This window comes from Pontibacter vulgaris (assembly GCF_022758145.1).
GTDB classification, from domain to species: Bacteria; Bacteroidota; Bacteroidia; order Cytophagales; family Hymenobacteraceae; genus Pontibacter; species Pontibacter vulgaris.
The window spans coordinates 164,424-189,268 of record NZ_JAJVDH010000005.1 but is presented as its reverse complement, the minus strand read 5'-3'; the positions used below and the strand labels follow the sequence as shown (position 1 = coordinate 189,268).

At 43.7% G+C, this 24,845-nt stretch carries 24 protein-coding genes and 1 tRNA gene; 16 read left to right on the top strand and 9 right to left on the bottom strand.

Annotation, left to right across the window (positions count from 1 at the left end):
• Positions 1-17: 17 nt before the first annotated feature.
• The 4 genes from LWP20_RS13230 (at position 18) to LWP20_RS13215 (ending at position 3,484) form a co-directional block, all read left to right on the top strand.
• On the top strand, positions 18-245 hold the full coding sequence (locus tag LWP20_RS13230) for a VF530 family protein (protein ID WP_242928628.1): 228 nt from the start codon (positions 18-20) through the stop codon (positions 243-245).
• A gap of 121 nt (positions 246-366) precedes the next feature.
• A complete protein-coding gene (locus LWP20_RS13225) occupies positions 367-1,128 on the top strand; it encodes an MBL fold metallo-hydrolase (RefSeq protein WP_242928627.1) in 762 nt (253 codons plus the stop codon).
• 144 nt (positions 1,129-1,272) lie between these two features.
• The gene (locus tag LWP20_RS13220) at positions 1,273-2,295 is read left to right on the top strand and encodes an LLM class flavin-dependent oxidoreductase (RefSeq protein WP_242928875.1); all 1,023 of its coding nucleotides are present in this window, start codon (positions 1,273-1,275) and stop codon (positions 2,293-2,295) included.
• A complete protein-coding gene (locus LWP20_RS13215) occupies positions 2,288-3,484 on the top strand; it encodes a putative sensor domain DACNV-containing protein (RefSeq protein WP_367615751.1) in 1,197 nt (398 codons plus the stop codon). The genes LWP20_RS13220 and LWP20_RS13215 overlap by 8 nt, the downstream gene beginning before the upstream one ends.
• Positions 3,485-3,565: 81 nt before the next feature.
• On the opposite strand, the gene LWP20_RS13210 is transcribed toward LWP20_RS13215, so the two are convergent.
• Entirely contained in the window at positions 3,566-4,357 is a 792-nt protein-coding gene (locus LWP20_RS13210; protein WP_242928626.1) for a hypothetical protein, read from the bottom strand.
• Positions 4,358-4,518: 161 nt separating this feature from the next.
• Here LWP20_RS13210 and LWP20_RS13205 point away from each other — a divergent pair, with 161 nt between their 5' ends.
• The 4 genes from LWP20_RS13205 (at position 4,519) to LWP20_RS13190 (ending at position 6,641) form a co-directional block, all read left to right on the top strand.
• The gene (locus LWP20_RS13205; RefSeq protein WP_242928625.1) at positions 4,519-5,145 is read left to right on the top strand and encodes an HAD-IB family phosphatase; all 627 of its coding nucleotides are present in this window, start codon (positions 4,519-4,521) and stop codon (positions 5,143-5,145) included.
• Between the two features lie 108 nt (positions 5,146-5,253).
• Positions 5,254-5,886 carry a hypothetical protein gene (locus tag LWP20_RS13200; protein WP_242928624.1) on the top strand — a complete coding sequence of 211 codons (633 nt, stop codon included), beginning with the start codon at positions 5,254-5,256 and terminating at the stop codon, positions 5,884-5,886.
• 53 nt (positions 5,887-5,939) lie between these two features.
• Positions 5,940-6,233, top strand: a complete 294-nt coding sequence (locus LWP20_RS13195) for a DUF1330 domain-containing protein (RefSeq protein WP_242928623.1) — start codon at positions 5,940-5,942, stop codon at positions 6,231-6,233.
• A 132-nt stretch (positions 6,234-6,365) separates the two neighbouring features.
• Positions 6,366-6,641 (top strand): hypothetical protein, encoded by a 276-nt coding sequence (locus tag LWP20_RS13190; protein ID WP_242928622.1) that lies wholly within the window; start codon positions 6,366-6,368, stop codon positions 6,639-6,641.
• A 33-nt stretch (positions 6,642-6,674) separates the two neighbouring features.
• On the opposite strand, the gene LWP20_RS13185 is transcribed toward LWP20_RS13190, so the two are convergent.
• On the bottom strand, positions 6,675-7,301 hold the full coding sequence (locus tag LWP20_RS13185) for a YdcF family protein (protein WP_242928621.1): 627 nt from the start codon (positions 7,299-7,301) through the stop codon (positions 6,675-6,677).
• A 138-nt stretch (positions 7,302-7,439) separates the two neighbouring features.
• On the opposite strand from LWP20_RS13185, the gene LWP20_RS13180 reads away from it, so the two are divergent.
• On the top strand, positions 7,440-7,817 hold the full coding sequence (locus LWP20_RS13180; RefSeq protein WP_242928620.1) for a nuclear transport factor 2 family protein: 378 nt from the start codon (positions 7,440-7,442) through the stop codon (positions 7,815-7,817).
• Positions 7,818-7,842: 25 nt separating this feature from the next.
• Here the strand turns inward: LWP20_RS13180 and LWP20_RS13175 are convergent, their stop codons facing one another.
• A complete protein-coding gene (locus LWP20_RS13175) occupies positions 7,843-8,925 on the bottom strand; it encodes an AI-2E family transporter (protein ID WP_242928619.1) in 1,083 nt (360 codons plus the stop codon).
• Between the two features lie 273 nt (positions 8,926-9,198).
• On the opposite strand from LWP20_RS13175, the gene LWP20_RS13170 reads away from it, so the two are divergent.
• Together LWP20_RS13170 and LWP20_RS13165 are read left to right on the top strand one after the other, a co-directional pair.
• Complete coding sequence (locus LWP20_RS13170; protein ID WP_242928618.1) at positions 9,199-9,828, top strand: HAD family hydrolase; 630 nt, start codon at positions 9,199-9,201, stop codon at positions 9,826-9,828.
• A gap of 105 nt (positions 9,829-9,933) precedes the next feature.
• Positions 9,934-10,398, top strand: coding sequence for a GNAT family N-acetyltransferase (locus tag LWP20_RS13165; RefSeq protein WP_242928617.1), 465 nt, complete (start codon positions 9,934-9,936; stop codon positions 10,396-10,398).
• A 51-nt stretch (positions 10,399-10,449) separates the two neighbouring features.
• On the opposite strand, the gene LWP20_RS13160 is transcribed toward LWP20_RS13165, so the two are convergent.
• From LWP20_RS13160 to LWP20_RS13145, 4 genes are all read right to left on the bottom strand, one after another.
• Positions 10,450-12,357 (bottom strand): RecQ family ATP-dependent DNA helicase, encoded by a 1,908-nt coding sequence (locus LWP20_RS13160; RefSeq protein WP_242928616.1) that lies wholly within the window; start codon positions 12,355-12,357, stop codon positions 10,450-10,452.
• A 669-nt stretch (positions 12,358-13,026) separates the two neighbouring features.
• The gene (locus LWP20_RS13155; protein WP_242928615.1) at positions 13,027-13,827 is read right to left on the bottom strand and encodes a hypothetical protein; all 801 of its coding nucleotides are present in this window, start codon (positions 13,825-13,827) and stop codon (positions 13,027-13,029) included.
• Between the two features lie 253 nt (positions 13,828-14,080).
• Positions 14,081-14,749, bottom strand: coding sequence for an ABC transporter ATP-binding protein (locus tag LWP20_RS13150; RefSeq protein ID WP_242928614.1), 669 nt, complete (start codon positions 14,747-14,749; stop codon positions 14,081-14,083).
• 125 nt (positions 14,750-14,874) lie between these two features.
• Positions 14,875-15,945, bottom strand: a complete 1,071-nt coding sequence (locus tag LWP20_RS13145) for an AI-2E family transporter (RefSeq protein ID WP_242928613.1) — start codon at positions 15,943-15,945, stop codon at positions 14,875-14,877.
• A gap of 216 nt (positions 15,946-16,161) precedes the next feature.
• Between LWP20_RS13145 and sucC the strand changes: the two genes are divergently transcribed.
• A complete protein-coding gene (gene sucC, locus LWP20_RS13140; protein ID WP_242928612.1) occupies positions 16,162-17,364 on the top strand; it encodes an ADP-forming succinate--CoA ligase subunit beta in 1,203 nt (400 codons plus the stop codon).
• A 111-nt stretch (positions 17,365-17,475) separates the two neighbouring features.
• Here sucC and LWP20_RS13135 read toward each other — a convergent pair whose 3' ends face one another.
• Positions 17,476-17,892 (bottom strand): organic hydroperoxide resistance protein, encoded by a 417-nt coding sequence (locus tag LWP20_RS13135; protein ID WP_242928611.1) that lies wholly within the window; start codon positions 17,890-17,892, stop codon positions 17,476-17,478.
• A 179-nt stretch (positions 17,893-18,071) separates the two neighbouring features.
• Between LWP20_RS13135 and LWP20_RS13130 the strand changes: the two genes are divergently transcribed.
• From LWP20_RS13130 to LWP20_RS13120, 3 genes are all read left to right on the top strand, one after another.
• A tRNA-Arg gene (locus LWP20_RS13130) sits at positions 18,072-18,145 on the top strand.
• A 256-nt stretch (positions 18,146-18,401) separates the two neighbouring features.
• Positions 18,402-19,631 carry a site-specific integrase gene (locus tag LWP20_RS13125; RefSeq protein ID WP_242928610.1) on the top strand — a complete coding sequence of 410 codons (1,230 nt, stop codon included), beginning with the start codon at positions 18,402-18,404 and terminating at the stop codon, positions 19,629-19,631.
• Between the two features lie 376 nt (positions 19,632-20,007).
• Positions 20,008-20,568 carry a hypothetical protein gene (locus LWP20_RS13120; RefSeq protein WP_242928609.1) on the top strand — a complete coding sequence of 187 codons (561 nt, stop codon included), beginning with the start codon at positions 20,008-20,010 and terminating at the stop codon, positions 20,566-20,568.
• A gap of 59 nt (positions 20,569-20,627) precedes the next feature.
• Here the strand turns inward: LWP20_RS13120 and LWP20_RS13115 are convergent, their stop codons facing one another.
• Positions 20,628-21,287, bottom strand: a complete 660-nt coding sequence (locus LWP20_RS13115; RefSeq protein ID WP_242928608.1) for a recombinase family protein — start codon at positions 21,285-21,287, stop codon at positions 20,628-20,630.
• A gap of 359 nt (positions 21,288-21,646) precedes the next feature.
• Here LWP20_RS13115 and LWP20_RS13110 point away from each other — a divergent pair, with 359 nt between their 5' ends.
• Entirely contained in the window at positions 21,647-24,793 is a 3,147-nt protein-coding gene (locus LWP20_RS13110) for a BT4734/BF3469 family protein (RefSeq protein WP_242928607.1), read from the top strand.
• Positions 24,794-24,845: the final 52 nt, after the last annotated feature.

Here is a 24,845-nt window from a genome sequence, read left to right as displayed (position 1 = left end):
TGTGCAAAATTATTACCATGGAAGAACAAAAGAACAACCCCCTGCACGGCAAAACTTTAGAGCGTATTCTGGTGCAGCTTGTAGATTATTATGGCTGGGACGAACTGGGGTATAAGATCAACATCAACAGTTTTAACAGCAACCCAAGTATAAATTCCAGCCTGAAGTTTCTGCGTAAAACGCCCTGGGCCCGCCAGAAAGTAGAAGAGCTATACATCCGTACGTTCGCAGGCAAAAACGCGTAGTTTATACTTTCCGGCACCAGAACGCCATACTTTACATCGCTTACAGCTATAGTTTAAGTATAAATATACCTGCTGCTGAACATATGCATGCATTACCTGTTCACTATAAAACATTATAACTATGAAACTGAAAACTGTATTTGCTCTTCTGCTGAGCCTGGCCTTTTATCCTGTTTTAGCGCAGCGCCCCACTCCGGATCAGATCAAAACAAATAAAGGCAACCTGGCTGTACAGCCTGTTTTGCATGGGTCGCTGGTATTGCAATGGAATGGTAAAACCATTTATGTAGACCCCTATGGCGGTGCTGCAGCATACAAAGGCCTTGCAGCACCCGACCTTATCCTGATCACCGATATCCACCAGGACCACCTTGACCAGAAAACGCTTGACTCGCTGGATATTTCCAAAGCAACTTTTGTGGTACCGCAGGCCGTTGCCGATCAGCTTCCGGAAAGTATAAAAAGCAAAACCATTGTAGTTAAAAACGGAGGCAAAACCGAGCAGGCCGGTATCTCAATTTCAGCCATCCCCATGTATAACCTGCCTGAAACAGCAGATTCGCGCCACCCGAAAGGCCGTGGCAATGGCTACATCCTGAACATAGGCAACAAAAACATTTACCTTTCCGGCGATACCGAAGACATACCTGAAATGCGCGCCTTAAAGAACATTGATGTGGCTTTTGTAACCATGAACCTGCCTTATACCATGGATGTAAACCAGGCTGCCAGCGCGGTGCTTGCATTTAGACCAAAAGTAGTTTACCCCTACCACTACCGCGGCCAGGAGGGTTTAAGCGATGTGGCGTCTTTTAAAAAGCAGGTGAACGAGGGCAACAAAAATATTGATGTGCGCCTGAGACAGTGGTATCCTGCTAAATAAAATAGCGCTGTAGGTTTACAGCAAAACAAATTACTACGGGATGATCAGAGGTTATACTTTCTGATCATCCCGTGTTTTATATAACCCCTACCCGGTTTCTGGGTATATAACCTAATCCGGAAATTAATTAGCTTATACTTTATGATGGCAACTACTGCTAAAAAACTGTCTGATATTCCGTTGTCGGTGCTGGACCTGGTGCCGATACTGGCCGGCAAAACTGTTGCTGATTCGTTTAAGAACACATTAGACCTGGCACAAAATGCCGAGCGCCTGGGCCTGAAACGTTATTGGATGGCCGAACACCACAACATGGCTGGCATTGCCAGCTCTGCCACTGCAGTTTTAATTGGCTACGTGGCCGGAGGCACTAAAAAAATACGCGTAGGCTCTGGTGGTATTATGCTCCCCAACCATGCGCCGCTGGTAGTAGCCGAGCAATTTGGCACGCTGGAGTCTTTATATCCGGAGAGGATAGATTTAGGCCTGGGCCGCGCACCCGGCACCGACCAGGTTACATCGATGGCATTGCGCCGCGACCTGCATGGCAGCGTAGAAGAGTTTCCGCAGAACGTGCAGGAAATCCAGCATTACTTTGCCCCCGCAGACCCGACAGCACGGGTTCGTGCCGTACCGGGCGAAGGGCTACAGGTGCCCATGTGGTTATTAGGCTCCAGCACGTATGGCGCGCAACTGGCTGCTATACTTGGCTTTCCGTATGCGTTTGCCAGCCACTTTGCACCGGCAAGTCTGCTAATGGCGCTTAAAGTATACCGCGACACCTTTAAGCCATCAGAAAAGCAGAAAGCACCTTATGCCATGGCCTGCGTGAACGTTATTGCCGCAGATACCGACGAAGAAGCCAACCGACTTGCCACCACCATGTATGCTTCTTTCCTGAACGTGGTACGCGGTACAGCCAGACAAATGCAACCGCCCGTTGCTACCCTCGACGACCTGGAATGGGATGGGTCAGAGAAATATGCCGTGCACCAGATGCTGCGCTACTCGTTTATAGGCAGCCCCGAAACAGTTAAAAAAGGGTTACAAGCATTTCTGGATGAGACGCAGGTAGATGAGCTGATGGTAACTTCTACTATTTACGACCATGCTGCCCGGGTGCATTCGTATGAGATCATTTCTGAGATGTTCAAAAAAGTTGAGTAAGCACAAGTATAAACTAAAAGCTTTTTACCGCGACAAAAGGAGTATCATGATCGGCGAACCAACTTACCAGGCTGCACGCGCAGTGGCAGAAACCGTTGAGGCACATTTTGCACGCCATATTAATGCAGCCCATCAGCAAGGCGAGCAGGAGCTGGCAAGTGCACCGCCAAAGCGTATTATTGAAGCTGTAATTGATACCGCCTTCTGGGCCAGCCTCAGGCGCGAAGAAGGCCGCTCCCCAAGAATTTCACTTGCTTTCCTCCCACCTGAGCAAAGCGGGCAACCCTTGTTATTTCAGAAGCGACTCCCGCTTTCCCCAACAGTACTTACCAAGCTTGCACCTGGCGTAGAGCGGCCGGGTATACATTTGGGGGTTTGGCATGATGGCGATGAATTATACTTGTGGGGCACTACCCGCGAGATAAGAAGTTTTTGTTTTGTAGTGGATGTTTCGGAGCCGGGATTGCTGGTTATAAAACACCGCCGCCGTGATGGTTTCGGCAAATTTGCCAATGTGGCTGTACTTAAAGGCGACCAGGTAAAAATTGTGGATGAAGGCAGCGCCAGTTTGCCAGACTGCCCGCAACTGCTTACCTCGCTACTTGGCTTCACCTCACCCAGCACCTGGGACTATTCAGTAAATATACTTGTACAGATGGCCGTTTCGATGCGGGCACACGGGCATGGCGGCTCGTTGCTTGTAGTGCCTGAAGGCTCTACCTCCTGGCCCGGTTCTATTGTTCATCCTATCTCCTACCCCGTAGTTCCGCCATTTCCGGGGCTGGCAGACCTGATAAGGCAACACGAAGATGCTAAAAGGGAAAGTATATGGCAGACCGCCCTTCGCCAGGAAATTGACAGCACTGCCGGACTTACTGCTGTGGATGGCGCCACCATTATTAACAGCAAGTATGAGCTGCTCGCCTTCGGTGCTAAAATAGTACGAGCCATTGGCAGCAAACCCGTTGAGCAGATTATTGTAACCGAGCCTATAGTGGGCAGAACCGCGGAAGTGGTGCACCCTACCCAAAGCGGCGGCACGCGGCATTTATCGGCTGCCCAGTTCGTGCACGATCAGCGCGACTCCATTGCGCTGGTTGCCTCGCAGGATGGTCGCTTTACCATCTTTACCTGGTCGCCGTGCGAGGGCATGGTGCACGCCCACCGCATCGAGTCTTTGTTACTTTAAAAGCTTTATCCTGCAGCTGTAATCACCCCTGTAGTCCCCTTAAGGGGGCAGTGCATTTTCCTGCTAATTTAAAAAATCAACTTAATCTGGCTTTATGCTGAAATTGAATTTCTGCCCCGTAGAAGTATAAGCTTGTAACACGCCTATGCCTTCTTTCAGGTAAATACCTTTTATATAAGTAAGTGGGTAGTGCTGGTTCAGGTAAACTTCATCTTCTGTATACTGCGGTTCTGGCAGGTATAAGTGGTATACATTTTCGTGTTGCACGCCATTAAGTGTTATACTTGGAATAAACTCCTGCTTTGTATCATTTGGTTTATACACAAGCGCAGCAGGCTTTAAAGAAAACACGAACGTTCTTAAGGGTTTATAACCATAAATATTCAGCATGCCACGTGTTATAGGCTGCGGAAAGGTATTCTGGTAGCCCATCGAAAAATGAATCACATCTTCTGCGGCTTCGGCGTTAAAATCCTCATTGTACTTGGTCGGATTAAAGTTCTTCGTCAGAAGTATGGTCATGGTAAATGGTGGTGCAGAAGTATAACTGTATGCTTCCAGCAACTTATTCCGAGCGCTGTAATATTCTGAACAATCACTAATGGCTCCTTTGCCATGCATACGCATTTTGCCGGTATCCCGCACCGGCACAGAAACCAGGAAATTATCCTGCGTCAGTTTGAATCCTATAGTTGCGCTGGTATTATCATAAGCAACATGTATATTCTCTCCTTTTCCCGGCTCAGGAATAAAGCTGTCTAAAGTGCCTTTCAGGTCGATCTGGCCCAAGTAAACGTCCTCGCAATCGCAGGAATACAAGAAAAGGGTAGCCAGTGCAAAGCAAGCTGAAAAAAGGAATCTGGTTAGTTTCATAACCGGAAGGTAAGCATAATTCTGAACGTATACTTTAACCAGCTCCATACAATTTATACTTCCCGCTCAGCCCAGCATCTATACCTGCCTTTATGCTCGCATGCCTAGTCTGTTAGTACTGGTAAACCGTATTAGCATAAGCAAGATAAAAGAACCTGAAAATGGCCAGCAACGACAACGAAAAGGAGAAGATCAAAGTGATAGTTTTCGACCTGAACCAGACCTTTTACAACAAGAGCTCGAAAGATGAATTCTTTAAATTTATTTGCACGAAAAGGCCGAAGCGGGTACGGTTTTTCCTGGAGATGATGTATTACAAGCTCCTCCACAAAATGAACCAGATCAGGAAAACCGAGTTCAAGGAAAACTTCTTTAACTACCTCGATAACCTGCCACCGGAAAAAGTAGAAGCCTATGCAGCAGAATTCTGGCAGAAGGAGTTTCCGGTGAATTTTAACCAGGAGTTGAAATCGCACTTCGATAAAATGAAGCGAGAAGGCGTGCAGCTTTTTTGCGCCACCGGCGGGTTAGAAGTATACGTGAAGCCCCTTTTTAAACTTTATGAGATAGATGGCCTGGCAGGCACCCAAACCAAGTATAACGGCACCACTTACCTGGTAGAAGGCAAAGCCTGCAAAGACGAGGAAAAACTGAAGCGCCTGGAATCGCATTACAAAAACCAACCATTCGAACTAATAGAAGCCTACTCCGATAGCAAAGAACCTATACTTGACGAAGCTGAAAAAGCCTTCCTGGTGAAGGATGGCGAGATAAAACCTTATAAATAACAGGCTGCTAACACTAAAGTATAAACCTGCATACATACATGCGCCTTAACATACTGGCCTGGCACCCGTACTAACTAGCCGGTTTATACTTTAAAAACAGGAGGCAAAATGGGACTGAAAGACATCGTAAACAAGGTAATGCATGAGGTAAAAGCAGCGCAGGGCGAGGAGACCAAAGACAAGCTTTACACGAACGAACAGGAGTACCCGGATGAAACTTCGGCTGCGGTAGCTTTTGAACAATCCCGGAAAAAACTCTTTGATGTAAACAGCTGGACAAACCTGAAAGGCATAAACTCCACTTTTACACTTTATGATTCGCGGGGCCGCCAGAGCGCTGCCATCAGCCCTCAAATTGCAAACTACATCAAGATCATACTTCCGGGCGCTGCCGTAGAGAACTGGGTGCAGGTGGCAGGTATAAGATCAGAAAAAGACCTGGCAGAATTTACAGTGCACCCCAGCCAGAAACCCGCCGAACTAACCGATGAGCAGGAAGTGGTAAAACACTTTTTCGTAAAAGAAGCCAGCAGTACGTTCCGGGTAGAGCGCCAGGGCACCAGATTGATTGCCTCGGAAATCGGGAAGAACGAAGCCATAAACAACCAGGGCGAAGAAGCCGGCAACCGCGCCCTGCTGAATACCCTGATTGCAGAAGGTGGCTGGGCAGGCGTGCAAGCCCTGCAATGGAATAAGTTAACTGCCTACCTGGTGCACCTGGAGGAAGCAAAAGAAAGCTAATCTTCCGCCATTTATACTTACTTTGTAATTCAATAACGATAAACCTTTACCCCATGCCGGCATACATTATTGTAGATATCGATGTAACAGACCCAGCCACTTATGATGAGTATAAAAAGTTAACGCCGGGTTCGCTTGTTCCTTTCGATGGTAAATTTATTGTTCGGGGCGGCGAAACCGAAATACTGGAAGGCAACTGGCAACCTAACCGCATCGTGGTGCTGGAGTTCCCGACTGTTGAGAAAGCCAAAGCCTGGTGGAGTTCGCCGGAATATGAAACTGCTAAGGGCATCAGGCAAAAAGCCTCCAACACCAATATGATTGTGGTAGATGGATTTGAAGGGTAATGTATCCGCTGCAAACCTATAGCTCGCTATCTCCAAAAGCCTGTTCACTGCTATTATCCTGTTCAGGCTAACAAGCATGCTTGTCCTCCGTTTCTATTAATGCAGAAAAGTATAAAAATTAAAAACGGAGCTATGCAGGGATTGATCGGAAGTATAAAAAGCTTTAATGCGGGCAGAGGCACAATCAGAACACTTGCCATGGGGGCAATGTCGATGGGGGCTTTTGCAGTTGGCGCTGCTGCCTGCGGGGCATTGGCTGTTGGCACAATTGCTATCGGAAGTATGGTTATCAAACGCATGGCCATCGCTGATTCCAACATCCGTAAACTCCGCATTGGTGAATTACAGGTAGACCAACTTACCGTAAACAGGCTGGTGATAAAAGATTCGTGGGTAACGCCGTCATAAGATCATTTTTCAGTATAATCAGGAGGCAAATCCCTACAGTGCACCCTTGTCGCGCCTGTTCAGGTAATCCAGCACTTCGTCTACAGAGGCGAGGTCGCCTTTGGCATAATACTTTTTGATGCGGTCCATTTCGCCTTCAATCAGTTCGGCCCGGGTGCCCTGCACCTGCCCCTGCGAGTGCGTAACTTCTTCCTGCCATGGCAAGGGCTGGCCCGGCAAACTATACAAGTATAAATCAGGGTATTCGCGCAATGCCATTGTAACGGCAGTCATAAAAGCGCGCGGTTGTTGAAAAGGTGCTGCTGTAACAATTATGCGTTTATACTGCTGCTTTTGCGCGTGCCGCACCATCGATTGCGCTTCTATAAAAGTATGCAACAGTTCGGTATCAGGGGGTATAGGTGCAACAGGTTCCAGCACAGGCTCCAGAATCCCAAGTTTAGCGATTTCCTGTTTCCAGCTTTCGTAGCCGGGGTAGCCACTCATGGCTTTGGTGCCCAGGCATAAAACCTTACCTGTAAGTTTACTCTCTACCAGCAGCCGGGCCGCCACAAATGCTGCATGCTCATTATCTTCGGTTTGCCCGAAAAGGAAAACGGCATCAACGGGTGTTCGGGGCAGCGTGTCGCAAAGTGTCCGGATTATCAGTTCTTCAATCATAGGTGAGCATATACGGCGGCACGAGCAGGAAGTATAAGCTGTAAATTTTATACTTCGCTTTTCAGCCGGAACAGGTAATTATTTTATACTTTTGATAAGAGCAGTTGATCAGGATTCATACTTAAAAGCTACTTTTAAATGCCGGCAAAAGTCCACTCTTTATCCGATGATTCGCCTGTAACCGGGCCTGTAAAACTACAGCTAACGGCCTACAATAACCGTGACATAGATCTGTTTGTAACAGCCTTCAGCGATGATGTAAAAGTATACCGAACGCCGGGCACATTAACGTATGAGGGCAAAGAGGAATTACGAAAAAGGTATGGCCAGATGTTTGCCGAAACACCCGACCTGCACTGCGAAGTAGTAAACCGGATTATAGCCGGAAACGTGGTAATAGACCATGAAAAAGTGCTTAAAAATGGCCAGCCGCGCTTCGATGCCATTGCTGTTTACAGAATCCGGAACAATGAAATTGCAGAGGTAACTTTTATATCGCCTGACAAATTACAATAGCTGATCATACTTTCAAATCAGCCTCTTAAACCCTGCGACGGCGCAATTTCCAGCGCTGCGTAAAGTTTACCGATGGTACTTCATCGCCCAGCAGTTTGCCCCACGGTTTCAGGCCCTCAATTTTATCGAACACTATCTTTAACACAGCCACAAACGGAATAGAAAGGAACATACCCGAAACGCCCCACAAAGCACCGCCCAGCAAAACGGCAAGTATAGAGATAAGCGCATTTATCTGCACTTTAGAAGACACGATGCGCGGCACCAGGATATTGTTATCTATGAACTGAATGATGGCGTAAGCGCCCAGAATAAGCAACTGGGTAGTATAACCGTCTTTCGTTACTGTAGCCATCAGTACAGGTAAAAGTATGGCAACCAGGCCACCAATATAAGGTATCAGGTTCAGGATAGCGCCAATTACCCCGATAAGTATAGCGTAATCTACACCCAGCAACAGCAGCGCAGCCGAGTTAAGTATGGCAACTATAAATGCCTCGATCAATAAGCCCACAATGTAACTCTGTATGGCTGCTTTGGTCTCTTTCAGTACGCCGGCAACGCTATCGGGGCCTTCTTTGGAAAACACTTCGTAAATAAAATTCAGGATAAGTGTTTTATAGAACAGCAGTAAGAAAATATACACCGGAAGCAAAAACAGGATACTGAACACGCCTAAGGCACCGCTTAATGTCCGGCTTATCAAGGCTTTGTTGCTGTTTGCCGCCTCTTTAAAATATTGCAGTTGCTTTTCAAAACTGATTCCGAAAGAGCTTGCGATCCAACGCTGCAGATCGGTAAGTATCTGGTTGAACTTTGTTTTAAGTGTAGGCAGCATTTCGCCAAACTGCATTATCTGCGACGACAGGAAATAAAGTATAGCCGCCACAATCAGAAATGCCACCAGCAACGCAATGCTGATAGACAGCACTTTAGGCACTTTCAGGTTCATGAGCCTGTTGTACAGTGGGTTTAGCAGCACTGCCAGCAGCCCGGCAAAAGCCAGCGGCACCAGTATATCCGAAAGCATGAAAAGCACATACACTACGAGTATAAGCCCGAACAAAATTGTGGTACTCTTTTTATAAAATGGCTCCTGGGTTGTCATGTAAATTAGCGTTGGTTAAAGCTATATTTCGCATACAAACGAGAATGGCTAAAAATTGTATAAAAAGAATTCAGTATTTATAAAATATAGTATTTGAAGTATGGTTTATACTTCGATAATTGTGCGCCGCTGCCGGGCTGTTTTTCAGTTTATACTTCCTCTGGCATCAGAAATAACAACAAACGATAAACTTTAAGCAGCGTAGTAAATAGCCGCACAATTGCGCAAATTGCACCCAAATAAAAAAGCACCGAGTCGCTTTACATATACTTCATGACAGCAGAAACAGACAGCCTCATCTTCGATTTGGATGGTACCCTCTGGGATGCCACCGCCACCGTAGCAAAAGCCTGGCAGGCAGCCCGTAAAAAAGTAGATTTTGAAATACAGGAAATAACGCAGCAGGACATCCGCAACATAGCCGGCACCCAGCACGACCTTATCTTTAAAAAGCTTTTTCCTCAGCTTACAAAAGAGCAGCAACACGAATTAATGGAAGTTAGCGGCCAGGAAGAAATGGCGCACATTAAAAAGTATGGCGGCGAATTGTACCCTGGTTTGCAGGATACTTTAAAATACCTGCATACAAAGTATAAGTTATGCATTGTGAGCAACTGCCAGGATGGTTACATCGAGGCTTTCCTTGATTATCATGACTTAGGGATATACTTTACCGACTTCGAATGCTCGGGCAGAACAGGCAATCCCAAAGGCGAAAACCTGAAAGCCGTTATAGCGCGCAATAAGCTGCAAGCTGTGTTTTATGTTGGCGATACCCAAGGCGATTATGAAGCAAGCGTTGTAGCCGGTATTCCGTTTATTTATGCAAGGTATGGCTTCCGGGAGGTAGAACGCTTCGACAAAGTAATAGATAAACCAACCGACCTTAAAGAGCTCTTTTAACAGCTGAAGGTATAGCGTAAGCAAGTTATACTTTATATTACCCGGAAACCCGGCCGCAGTTATACTTGTTTACTCCGTATATTCAGCTTCAAAATTATACTTGCCATGATAAGAGAAGCAGATACCGACGACCTGGATGAGGTTTATACTTTGTGGCGCGAACTGCTGGATTTTCATCAAAGTCATCATGTCATTTTTAAGTATAAACCCGGCAGCGATCGTGTATTGAAAGAGGAAATCCGTAACCGGTTAAAAGACAAAGACACCCGGGTTTTTGCCTATGTAAATGAGCAGGAAGAATGGCTGGGCTTGATAGTTGCCACCTATAAAAAGGCAGTGGAAGGCTTTAAACTTTCACGCAAAGGCTACATCGGCGAAACCATAGTTAAGGAAAATTTCAGAAGTTCGGGTGTAGGGAAAGAGCTGTTTGAGGCTGCCAAAAAATGGCTCGAAGACAAAGGCGCCGACCACCTGGAATTGCAGGTTTCTGTTAAAAACACCGCCGGTCTCAGGTTCTGGGAATCACAGGGTTTTACTCCTTCAACTTACCACATGGTGCTGTCTTTGTAGGCAGTTATTTAGTGCTATGTTCTTTGCAAAATATACTTTTACAGCAGGCATTTAAATTATCTCCAGCTTGCCGCTTTCTTTATACTTCAGCTGTCCTACGTCAATCAGTTCCCGGATGATTTCGGTAACCACTTCGGTATGCTTTGGTTCGAACTGCTGTACTAATTCTTTCGGCAAGTATGGTTTCTCTTTAACGAGGGTGATGACTTTGTTGCGCAGCTCCCTTCCCTCCTGCCCTGCTCTTTCTTTTTTACGCTCGGCCAGGCAGTAATCGCAGATGCGGCAGCTTTTATCACTTATCTCGCCAAAATACTCCAGCAGTAATTGGGTGCGGCAACGGTTGGTGGTTTCGATGTAATGCCCCATTTCGTTTACCTGCTCCAAGGCGCGATCGCGCAGTTGGTCCAGCTTTTTCGTATTCAGTGGCAGGTTGTTGGCATCTTTGCGGGAGGCGGTAAATACCAGTTGCGGAGAATCGTGCTGCGGCTCGTACACCAGCACCTGCAGTTTATGCAGGTATTCCAGCTTTCGGCGCACCTCCTGCTCCTGTACCCGAAGTTGCTGCGCCAGCTTTTTCTCCGATATCTTTACAAAGTTTGCAAAAGCTTCGCCGCCGTAAAGTCGCAGTATCATCCGGATCAAAGCATCATGCTCGGGGTTTGCCACCTGAAACTCATACAAAGCCATATTGTTCATAGCCAAAAACAGCCTTGATGGCATAAAGTAAGCCTCGTTTAGTTGCAGATAACCTTCACCCTCCAAACGCTTAACGGCATGGTGTACTTCCAGCGGCTTCAGTTTATAGTTTTTGGAAAAATCTGCCAGGTCAAAATCAAAACTGCTGAGCAAGCCGCTCCCGACTGCCAACTGGTAATAATTGGCCAGCGACTGGTACACGCGCCGGATAAGCTCTACAGGCGGATGCGCCTCGGTTACTTTACGCTTTAGCTCGGCTACATCAGTGGGGCCATAAAGTATAACAGCATAGGCATACTTTTCATCGCGCCCGGCCCGGCCCGCCTCCTGGTAATAAGCTTCCAGGCTTTCGGGCAGATCAAGGTGCACCACCAACCGTACATCCGGTTTATCGATACCCATACCGAAAGCATTTGTAGCAACTATAACCCGTACCTTATCATCAATCCAGGCCTGCTGTGCTGCACTTCGTTCTTCAAACTTCAGCCCGGCATGGTAAGAGGCAGCAGAAATACGCCGGCTCTGCAGGAACCTGGCCATCTCTACTGTATGGCGGCGGCTGCGCACATATACAATGCTCTGCCCCTGCATGCGCTGCAGAATTTCCAGCAAGCGGCCGGTTTTATCTTCGGTGTAAAGGCAGGAATATGAAAGGTTGCTACGTGCAAAGCTTTTTACAAAAACATTGCGCTCTTTAAACTTTAAACGTTCCTGTATATCGTCGCGCACGAGCTCGGTGGCAGTAGCAGTTAAGGCAATTACAGGTACATTTGGTAAAGTCTCGCGCAGTTCGGCAAGTTGCAAATAGGGCGGCCTGAAATCGTAGCCCCACTGCGAGATGCAGTGTGCTTCATCAATAGCCAGCAAACTTACCTTCATCCGTTTTACCCGCTCCTGGAAAAGCTCTGTCAGCAAACGCTCCGGCGACAAGTATAAAAACTTAATGTTGCCATACACACAGTTATCCAACGCAATATCAATTTCGCGCCGGTTCATACCTGAGTATACCGCCACAGCCGGAATTCCACGCTTCTTCAGTTGCTCTACCTGATCCTTCATCAGGGCGATAAGTGGTGTTATAACCAGGCAAAGTCCCTCTTTAGACATAGCCGGCACCTGGAAACAAACAGATTTACCCCCACCTGTAGGCAACAACGCCAAAGTATCTTTACCAGCCAGCACAGATTGGATGATATCCTCCTGCAACGGCCGGAATTGGTCGTAGCCCCAGTATGTTTTTAATATGTGGTGAATTTCTTGCACAGGGTAATGCTGATTATTAAAGCGAAGATAAAGTTTTGAAGACAGAAGTCAGCATAATAAAATGCTTTGTCATGTAGTTGTTAAGGCAAAATTTCATAGCAGTGGTTTATACTTGCTTGAACCAGGCTAACTTTTCAAACTTCCTTCTATCCTGGAGCTTTACTTACCTACAGTTTCAATTTATACTCTGGTGCTCTCCCAGGCCGGGCGGCATCGTCCTTTGGCATCGCGCTGTGTTCCCTCCTGCCTGCGCTGCGGCTGCCCTAAATGGGCACCGGATCTCACAAGGCGCTCAACCTAAGGACTGGAAAAAATACTTCTATACGACTAGAACCTAGTACCCCTTTGAAGGGGGCGGGTGGATGACCAACTTGAACTACGAAGCAAAAACCTTAGCCATGTGCATCTACTGACGATTCGATGTTTGAGCGTTCAGCGAGTTTCGAATAGTCTTGATTCTTTTGCTTACTTTTCTCATCAAGGAGAAAAGTGAGGCCCAGCCGGCGAGGCGAAAACTAATACAAAGCATAGAAGTTGAAGGTTAAACTAAATGTTCGAAAAGAACTTTCTAGCTATTTTCATTTAGGAGAGGGCAAGGAAGGTTTGGCCTGAAAATAAAAAAAGCCTGCCCCATTTGGGGCAGGCTTTATACAGGTAGATATTATTTTGTTAAGCAGCTGCAGACTGGCCATCTTCGCGCTCTTCAATTACTTTCTTCAGCTTATCAATGGCCTGTGACGCACGCTCTTCGTCCAGGCGGTTGATGTTGAGCAGCATTTTTGTTTTCTCCTGGCGCGTAATTACCGGGTTGTTCAAAAGTCGGATAATCTCTTCCTTTTGCTTTGCCGATGCATAACGTACGCTGGTACTTGGTGCTGCTTCTGTAGCAGGAGCCTCCGCTGGTGCGGCGGCTGTTGCCGGAGCTGCTTTCATTGTTGCTTTTTTCTCGGTTGGCACAGCTGGCTGTTGTGTTGCTTTTGCAGGTTCATTGCCGCTGTAGTCCATTTCCTCGGCAGGCGTAGGTTCGTAACCAGCTGCACGAATAATCCAGGCAAGTATATTACGGTATGCTTTACCAATAGCACGTGTTTGTGCCATAGAGGCAATAGCAAACTCCTGGTAATATTTCTTACCCTGCTCTTTATTAGAGCATATCGCGAAACCGGCTCCTACAACTTGCTGGCTTCTGAGGTCCAGCAGGTTTACCTTGGCCTGGTATTTAATTTCATCATCAGTGCTGATGTTAATTACATGATCCACCACTGGCAGAATACCTAAACGCGAGCCGGCATACTGCCAGCCTTCCACGTTCACATACTCCTTACCCTGTATGTTCTGATACAGGCGGTTCTCTTTTATGAACTTCGCCAGATCAACAGCCAGGTGCAGTGTCTCATCTGATTTAGCAATGTCGTAGCTTTCTACTTTTGCCTTCTTCTGCACGTTTGTCTCTTTATTTGGTTGACTCATCTCTTTTAGCTTTTCATTGTTTCAGTACATATATCAAACACACCTGCTATACAAATGGTGCAAAAAAATCAAAAAAATACATAATTTATCACACTGATTATCAGATAGTTATAAATTATTTTTAAAGATTTTTATACACCTCCGGCGCGATGCGAAAAGAGGCTAAAAGTGAAGCAAAGGGTAAGAAGAGATACGTACTTTTTGCCCTTCAGGGAGAAGGTTTATACAAAATAAATATTCGGGCAAAGTATAACTACAGAATTGGCATTTCCTGCACGATCAGGCCATCCTTCATTTCAAGTGTACGGTCAGCCATGGCAGCCAGCTGCTGGTTGTGCGTAACTATAACAAAGGTCTGGTTAAATTCTTCGCGCAACCGGAAGAAGATCTCGTGTAGTTCCTGGGCGTTATGCGAATCCAGATTACCGCTGGGCTCATCGGCAAAAATAATGCGGGGCGAGTTGATTAGGGCGCGCGCAACAGCGGTGCGTTGCTGCTCGCCACCCGATAGCTCAGATGGCTTATGGTCGAGGCGATGCGACAGGTTAAGCATGTGCAGCAGTTCTTTGGCGCGCTCACGTACTTCTTTCTCAGGGCGGCCAGCCAGGAAACCCGGTAAACAGGCATTCTCTAAAGCGGTAAACTCGGGCAGCAGGTTATGAAACTGAAATATAAAGCCTATGTGCCTGTTGCGGAAACGGGCCAGTTCGGTAGCATTCAGCTTCACAATGTTTTTTCCGTCAAACAGCACTTCTCCGGAATCAGCCGTATCAAGCGTACCTAAAATGTGCAGCAACGTACTTTTGCCGGCTCCCGATGCTCCTACTATCGAAACTACCTCTCCGGCAGCAATAAAGAGATCAATGCCTTTCAGCACTTCAAGCGAACCGTATTTTTTATGGATGTTATTTACCTGCAGCACTTCTGAGTAATTTTTTGGAGGTGTTGTACGACTATAGTTGTGTCAAAGCTACAAAATTTTGTTGGATTTGGGATTGCGTACTTCCAATACAATGAATGCGGACATACAGCAGTTTCAGGCCTCTCCTACTCTTTGTAGTGTAAAATCGTGCCATTCCCGGATTCAGCTTTATTTTCCAGCACATCCTTAATATAGATCTCTTTTATTAACACCATAGCTACGGCAAGTATAGGTGCAGCCATCAGCAAACCAAGCCCACCCAATAAAATACCGAACAGCACCTGGTTAAATAACAGCAAAGCGGGCGGTAATTTTACAGTGCGCTGAAAAATAATAGGCGTGATCATATACGTTTCTACCATCTGCACACCTCCATAAACCAATATCACATATAAAGCCAGCTTAGGATCTTGTGTAAGGGCAACCAACACGGCCGGTACTGCAGCACCGTAGGCACCAATGGTAGGTATAAAAGCCAGGAAAAATGAAAGTACAGCCAATGCAATTGCCAGCGGCAGCCCGAGCAAAGTATAAAGTATAGCGGTGCTAACCCCGATAATGGTCATGGAAAGGAGCATGGCCAGCAGCCATAGTTTTAGGGTGGCATAACATTTTGCCAAAACATCCAGCATGCGGGTACGGCTTTGCGGCGGGAAAAGCTTTACAAAACCATGAGTATATAACTTCGGATTCACAGAAAAGAATAAAGCCGTGATGATGACAAGTATAACATCGGCAAGTATACCCAGCGTGGATGAAAACAGAGTGGATATCCTGGATAACAAAGTACCGCGTTTTGGCAGCAGATCCGAAGTGTGGGCAGGCATTTCCTGTACAAGCTTTTGTCCCCAGTTATGCTTTCCCAGCCATTCTTTTACTTTTAAAAGCGCATCTGGTATAGCCTGGCGCATTTCCGAAATCTGGTCTGCTACAGTGGGTGCTATTAACCAGAAAGTAGTTATGATTATACCGAAGAACAGCAATACCACCAGCAATAAGGCCCAGCCTCGTTTAAAGTGAAGGTTACGCACTACCCACTCCGTAAGCCCACAAAACATTACGGCTAGCAGTATACCGGCAAACACCAGCAGAAAAAAATCGGCCACTTCTATGAGCAGGTAAAAACCACAGATCATTAACAACACGATGAGCGTGCCCAGCGCTATTTTTCTGTAAGAAGTATAAATGTGCTGCATTTGCAGATGGTATGGTTCAACAATTAATCAGTTACTCTACTCCTGTAGTAGAATTGTGTTGTAATACGGCAGAACTAAAAACCTGCATGAAAGTATAACATCTGTTTGTAAAGGTGCATGAACTTAGGCAGTTGCGACTGGCAATATTTTAAAAATCCATTACTTGAATTTATAGGTAAATAGGCGTACTTTCGTGCGTCCATTAAAACTGAAAGCATGAACATACACGAATATCAGGGTAAAGACATTTTAAAAAGCTACGGCGTACGCATACAGGAAGGCATCGTGGCTGAAACGCCGGAGCAGGCTGTAGAAGCTGCCAAAAAACTTACTGAACAAACCGGCACGGGCTGGCATGTTATTAAAGCACAGATACATGCGGGTGGCCGCGGTAAAGGTGGCGGCGTAAAGCTGGCTAAAAACCTGGAGCAGGTAAAAGAAATTGCTGGCCAGATCTTAGGCATGACACTGGTAACACACCAGACAGGCCCTGAAGGCAAACTGGTTCAGAAAGTTCTTGTTGCGCAGGATGTTTACTATCCGGGCGAGTCTGATCCGAAAGAGTTTTACCTGAGCATTCTGCTTGACCGTGCCAAAGGCCAGAACGTGATCATGGCATCTACTGAAGGTGGTATGGACATTGAGGAAGTGGCTGAAAAAACTCCTGAAAAGATCATCAAAGAGTGGATCGACCCGGCTGTAGGTCTGCGTCCGTTCCAGGCTAACAAGATCGCTTTTGCATTTGGCTTACAAGGCGAAGCGTTCAAGGAAATGGTGAAATTCATCACAAACCTTTACAGAGCTTTTGTTGAGACTGACTCTTCTATGTTTGAGATCAACCCTGTGCTGAAAACATCAGACAACAAGATCCTGGCTGTAGATGCGAAAGTTGACTTAGACGATAACGCCCTGTTCCGCCACAAAGACCTTGCTGCAATGCGCGATACTTCAGAAGAAGATCCGTTGGAAGTGGAAGCAAGTGCATCTAACCTGAACTACGTGAAGCTTGATGGTAACGTAGGCTGTATGGTAAACGGTGCCGGCCTTGCAATGGCAACGATGGATATTATTAAACTTTCTGGCGGCGAGCCTGCTAACTTCCTTGACGTAGGTGGTGGGGCAAATGCACAGACGGTTGAAGCTGGTTTCCGCATTATCCTGAAAGACCCGAACGTAAAAGCGATCCTGATCAACATCTTTGGTGGTATCGTTCGTTGCGACCGTGTTGCTAACGGTGTGGTTGAGGCTTACAAAAACATTGGTGACATCCGTGTTCCGATCATCGTTCGTCTGCAAGGTACAAACGCTGAAGAAGGTGCCCGCATCATCGATGAGTCTGGCCTGAAAGTTTACTCTGCCGTAGCTTTGAAAGAAGCTGCTGAAAAAGTAGAGCAGGTTTTAGCTGAAGTTGGAGCTTAAGTATAAGCTTTCACTATAAAAACAGGAAAGGCTGCCGTAACTGGTAGCCTTTCCTGTTTTTATACTTTGGTGAGCCTTTATAAACCCACTCCTCTGCAATTCTATACTTAGCTATACTACCTCCAGCTGTACTTCCACATTGCCTTGCACACCTATAGAGTATGGGCAGATCTGGTGAGCTTCGTCTACCATTTGCCGGGCTTTTTCTTTATCCAGCCCTTTCAGGTCTACGGTTAGTTTTACTCCCAGCCCATAACGGCCATCTTCAGCTTTTAGCAGATCTACGTGCGCTTTAACAGTGGAGGCCGTATCAAGGCGCTCATGGTGTTTGCCGGCAACTACCAGCAACGCACTCTGGAAACAGGCTGCGTACCCTGCTGCAAAAAGCTGCTCCGGGTTTGACTTGCCTTTTTCTCCGCCTAAGCCTTCCGGCAACGACAAAGGCATATCAATCACACCGTCTGATGACGTTACATGGCCACGACGGCCGCCTGTGGCAGTAACCTCTGCCGTATACAGTTTTTCCATAGTTGTGCTTCTTTAATTTAACCCAATAGCTACAGCTTTCTAAACTGCATAAACTGCCAGATTGTTTTTAAAATCTAAGCCATGAGCCTTCTGCTTCTTTTTTATTTACCCAAGCAAGTATAATTTTTACCCGGGATGTTTCCTTTTGTCAGCATTGTTCCTATTTTTGCACACGTTCTGCACCCGTAGTTCAATTGGATAGAATATCGGATTTCGGCTCCGAGGGTTAGGGGTTCGAATCCTCTCGGGTGCACTTTTTAGAGAAAGCCATACTTCGTAGTGTGGCTTTTTTTTATTTAAGGCCCCATTTATTTGTGAATTCTCCCTTAAAAGGGGTTAGGAGGAGCCGAACTCCGATATTCTATCTTTGAGAACTTTAGAGAAAAGGTGAACTAAAAGGTGACCTCTGATTAAGAGAAGACATCAGGTCACCAGAAAGCACTTTTTTTCTCTGGCTACCAATAACTTACCTGCGCATTCCCTCAGTTTTGAAAGGGCTTCAAAAACTTATGAAGACCATGCAAAACACTCACACATTTTCGGTATCAGCTATCATCAGACGAACCAAACAAAACAAGCTTGGAGAAGTCCCTGTGTATTTAAGAATTATGGTAAATGGTAAACGTGCTGAAATTGCAACTAAGCACTTCATCAAGCCTTCCTCATGGAGCAGTAATACAGGAAGAGTAAAAGGTAAAGGTGACGTAGCAGGCGTTGTCAATGACACCATAGACCTATTAACGATTAGGGCGAAGCAACAATACAATAAGCTAATTGAAGCGGGGAAGGAAATAGAGCTAGCTTTGATAAAAAATGGAGTTACAGGAGTTGAAGAAAAGCAGCCTACACTTCTTGATATATTTGATAAAATGGTGGATGATATAAAATCGTTGATTGGCAATGAGTACACTGAGAGTACATATAAGAACTACCTAGCTTCTCAAAGGCAACTACACAAATATATTGAAGCGCAATATCTAGCTAAAGACATAAGGTTAAAAGAGCTTGATTTTAGGTTCATCACAGAATATGAACTATACCTCAAGACTAAGGGAGGCTGCACACAGAATGGTTGCATAAAGCACATGCAGAAGCTTAGAAAAGCAATAACCATTGCGCTACAATATGACTTTCTTGACAAAGACCCATTTTTACGTTACTCCATTAAAAAGAAGAAGGTATTTGTTGAGCCGCTAACTAAGCATGAGCTTGTAGCAATAGAGTCAAAACAGTTTTCCACAGAACGATTAAATGTTATTAGAGACCTCTTTATCTTTTCTTGCTACACAGGTCTAGCATTCTCAGATGCATCGTCACTTAGGGAAGAAAATATACGATTAGGGATTGATGGAGAAGAATGGCTTTTTGTCTCCAGAAAGAAAACAGGCTCACTATGCAAAGTCCCTCTCCTACCTCCTGCAAAAGCGATATTAAATAAGTATGCGGACCATGACAAGGTCATAAGAACAGGCAACATTTTACCGCTACCCTCAAATCAGAAGTTCAACGCTTACCTTAAGGAGATAGCAGATATAGTAGGGATTAACAAGAAGCTCACTACACACTTAGGCAGACATACTTTTGCTACTACTATAGCTCTACAAAATAATGTACCAATGGAAGTTGTGAAAGAGCTTCTAGGTCATTCGGATATACACACAACTCAAGTGTATGCAAAAGTGAAAGATGAGTTCATCTCAAGCGCATTACAACCACTAAGGGAGAAGTACAGGGAGTAAGTACCCTTCTTAATCCTATATAGTTTACCTCTATGTAATCCGCTAGCAGGCTTTATGTGCCTGCCTAGCCCTGAAAATCTGTACTTCAAAAAAAATTAAAAATATTTTTTTGACAAAAAAAATTGCACTTTAAACCCTTAATTAAGTTCAATTCTTAATTAAGAATTGAAATCTTCGGATTCGGTTTAAAAAACCCATTTTTTCAATAAACAACGCTATTTAGCAAGTATAAATATTTTAACACACTAAAAACTATACAGGTAATATACAATTCTCAGGGATTTTTATTTTCAAAAAATGAGACATAGATTTGTATCAGAAAATGACTCAGGGGCCTCTGCTTTTCTACAAATAGATATTTAACAAAAAGAAAATTATGGACAAAGCAAGAAATGTTATAATCCATCCTTCAGGAGAAATAGATTTAATAGAGGACAAAAAGGTTTGTTTATCAAAGGCAGCGGACTTATTAAGAGTTAACTCTAATCGAAATGACTTAAATGTAGATTACGACCCTATATTGGGAGATAAAAATTCTTTAGATGGTCAAAAAGACCATTTATATGAATTGGATTGTTACAGTACAGATACTGATACTAGTGCTCGCATCTTTCTAATTATGCGTTATGCCGAAATAGAAGAAAACCTATTAGCTCAAGCTTTCCTAGCACAAAAGTATAAGCTAGAAAATGTTAAGCCTACAGGGCCAATACTTATTTTAGAACCCGACAGGGCTGCAAACGATTTAGTTCGCTTCATCGGAAGGCAGGAAAAAAGAAGATTAAGCTATCCTAAATGGTATGATTATATTAATGAAAGAGATAGACTAGGTTTAAACTCTTATGTAGATTATATTGATTTCATCTTAAACTTCCCTGATACGAATTTACCAATTAGGCCAGACTTCTATTATCATGCGGGTATTAAAAAGCACTAGGTAAGAATGTAGGAGAGTAAATTATATTTTGGTTACTCTCCTATTTTAAAATATCTGACTTAAGCAACAACTAGAAATTCCTTGTATCTATCATGCATTATTTTGACTGTACCTTTACTGAAGTTCTTTTTGTAGCGTGTCCTATAGCCTAGGTCATTCAACTTAGTTGCAATAGAATCATAGGTCATACCTTTTTCCCTGTATAGGTTTATAAACTCTGTTACCTGCCTATTCATCATTTCAGCATTAGCTTTGATTGCTTCTACTCCTTTCATTCTGGCCGATTGATTGAGGTTCTCAGGCTTGCCTAGCTTTACACCCCTGGCTTTGAGTTCAGAAAGAGCGGCTTTAGTACGTGTTGAGATTAGTTCTCTCTCTTGCTGCGCTAGGGCACTGAAAATGTGTATAGTGAAGTTATTTGCATCAGGCATGTCACAACACTTGAATTTAACCTTCTGGTCCATCAACTGTGAAATAAATGATACATTACGAGAAAGCCTATCTAGCTTAGCAATAAGTAAAGTGGAATCGGTGGCTCTGCAATGCTCAATAGCCTTTGCCAGTTCAACACGCTTATCATTCTTCCCTGACTCCTGTTCGGTGTACTCTGCAATAAGAGAATCATCTGATTTCAAAAACTTAATAACAGTAGTCTGCTGGGCATTGATACCTAAGCTCTGCTCTTTGGTTGAGGTTCTATAGTAGGCTATGTAGTTCATATATCTTATCACCAGTATATATCACAAACTTAATGCAAAAGTTATAAATCACAAACGGTCGTTTAAGATTTACAACCTTGTAGGCAGGCACTTATACTTTTTTTATTAACCCGCTTTTTAATTCTCCTGAATTGGATATAATATTAGTTAAACCAGTTGGTCAACTAGTGTGAAAACGATTATACAACCAAAAAGAAAGGGGGAAAGACAACTAACGTATCAATTTGACAATACATGGAACCCGTAAAGCACGCAAGGTGCAGACTGATGAACAGTCAAAAGAAATTGAATTTTAACCTAAACTAAAAATACTGCTTTAAGAAGCAGCAAGATGGTTTATTAATAACAAGAGAATTGAAATGACATTATACCGTAATTCAGGTAAAGTGTCGCATTTATTTGTACATAAATATAGAAATGATGAAGCACAACAAAATTCAACAATCACTAATAGTACTACATGCGACACTTATAGAAAGCATAAAGTAATAAACCTAGGTGCTCATGCTGTAACCAATATTTATTATAGTCTAACCAATGGTTTACTATCAACTAAACCCTACATACCGACAGTAAGTCTATACTCAAGAGTAAAGGGTAAAAGCTCCAGAAAAATCACAATAATACAGTTCCTAGAAGATATAAAGACAGGGACAGGAACTAGTAATAAGACCTTAATCCAAAGGATTAGAGAGGAGAAGAATAAGGAAACGGCAAAGGCACTAAAAGAAAGCATGCCTGCTATCACCCCCTCAGCCATATTCAGAGGCAGAAGAACCAAAGGAAACATTGAGTGTCATACAGGTATATTCAATGTAGATATTGATGTAAAGCACAATACTGCCTTTTTTGAGGATGAGCGAAATGTTCAAGGGCTTCTGAACAAGATAAAGCTTCAACCATTTTGGTTAGCTAGCTGGCGCACTGTATCTCATGGAATTAGTGTACTCTACAAAATAGTACCTGAAGACCATGATTTAGCCTTTAATAGCTTTAAAAAGGATTTTGCAGAGCTAGGTGTTCGTATTGATAATTGCAAGGATATAACACGTCTTAGAATTACATCATACGACCAAGATTTAGAGTACAACTCTCTCCTCAAGCAAAATTTTGATAAAATACAGACTTATAAGCCTTGTAACCAGAAAAACGACAATTCATCAGGTGTACTTGAGTTACAACTAGAGGTTGCCAGTTCTGAGGACCTAGAAACAACTCCTGCCCAAATTGGAGAAGATGCTATTTCGTATGCGCTTCGAATCGCACAGAAAAGAGGGAAACGTTTTGAAGCTGGTACAAGGCACAGTTATATTTTAAGTGTTGGAGGTTTACTTAATAAGTTTGGGGTTCAATTAGAGACAGCCTTACACAACTTAGACAGTCGAATAAACCTGCATCAATTCGAGGAACATAGAAGAACACTTATTGATGTATATGAGCGCCTAAAGAGTGACTTTGGCAGTTCTCCATACAGAGGCAGACAATATTTGGCTGACTATATATCACCAGTATTGAAACAGTTGGAGCAGCCTAGTACTTATGTCCCAGGGATTGAAGGGAATATAATTTTTATTGATAATTACCTAAGCGAAATTAGTATACCAAATACTGAGTTACTTATACTTGAAGCACCAACAAACTGCGGCAAGACAACATACTTTGTTAAAGTTGCATCAGGTAGGAGAATTATGTTAGTCCCTACTATAGCTCTAGCTATTCAAGTAGAGAAAGAACATGGTATAAAAGCAGTTTATAGTGGAGTACAGGTTTATAAGCATGATGAGGTACTTGTTGGAACATATGAGTGTATAAACAAGCTTATAAAAATTCTCAATATCAGCAAGTACGAACTATGGATTGATGAAGCTCATAACATGGTGCAGTCTTCATCAGTGAGCTACAGAAACAAAGCGTTATCAGAGATTTGTGAAAATATTGACTACTTCAAAAGGGTAGTTCTCATGTCTGGTACTTGGATACCAACAAGCACTGCACCATTCTCAAACTTTGAAAGAGTAGTCATAAAAAGCAGAAACAAGAAACTAGGTCAGTTTAATATCATTCCTACTGATGATGCTATACAAAGCACTGCTGAAAGGATTAAGAACAATCCAAACACACTACATTTAGTATACCTAAACAAAAAAGACAAATCAGAGTCTGTTGCTAGGCTATTTACTGAATTAGGGCATGGTGAATTTATACCTATTCATGCAGATAAGAAAAACGATAGGGTACAAAAAAACATAACATTAACTGGTCACTTACCTGATGGAGTAAGAGGCATAGTAGTTACAGACCTCTTTAAAGAAGGTATTAGTCTGATAGACAAAAGTGACTTCTGCGTACATCTCATTTCAAGTACTGATAGCATAACTACTGAGCAAATTATTAACAGGGTCAGAAAAAGTGTACCAGTCACTTTCTGTTATCTAAATTCAGAAGGTAATTATAGCTTCGAAGAAATGAACAACGAGCAAAGACTACAAATGGAGCAGTTACTACACACTAAAGCTCAAAAACTGGCAGTAGCTTTTGAGGGAGCTAGAACTAACTTGATTGCTGAAGGGCTGGATATTGAATCAATACAGTTTAACAGTATGGTTGCAAATAAGTTTGTTGGTGGTGATGACGAGCTAATTAATATACCTAGCAGTAAAGAGCAAAAAGTGACTGTTAATAACCTAGCGGTTGCGAATAAAGCCTTTCAGGAATGGAAAAAAGTTGAAATACAAAATCCTGCCTTTTACATAAGTAATATCTCAAACTATGGCTATGATGTGGCGCTTGCCCCTACTGAACATTTTAGTAAAGATATTACAGCAGATAAATTAAAGGAAGACAGGAAGACAGCCAATGATGAGAGGGATGAACAGCTAAAAACAACGTTGGAACTACTTAGCCAAGAAGGTTTTGATTATGCTCAAGAAATTACCCTTACCAAAAGAGGAACACCATTCAAACTTGAACTAGCAGCTAGATATTTATTCTTACATGAATTATGTATTGATGAAAAAAAGATACCCTTTATACTAGAACAGTATTCTTCAACCAAAGCATGGAACAACTTCAGGTTACAATTGCTAATTCAGTACTACATTGAAAATAATGCAAGCCAAAGCCTTGTTCCAACCAGTTTTATTGATGTATTCATCAGTCATTTTGAAGTAGGCAAAAAATACTCTTCACTAGAGATATTAGAATTGGTTAAGCGCATTCACTCTAAAATTAATGGGAGAAAATCACAGGCATCAAATCTTACTCTTGTGAAGGCAGTACAGCAGGTTAAGAAATTCCTCCTACTCAAGAGAGATAGAGAAGGTAAGTATACTATTATCAAAAAAGGTGCTTTAGAGTATGAGTTAAAGCAAGCTCTTGAAACTGATAAATATGGGTACAGGATAGTTGAAAATGAACCTAGAACCAGTACAGGATATAAACACTCAACGATTGATATTAAGGATGAGATATACAGATTAATAATGGATACTGACTTCAGTGAGTAAAAAGTATGTGTCTTATAACATAAAATAAAGGCCTGCATCAGATAATTGTGCA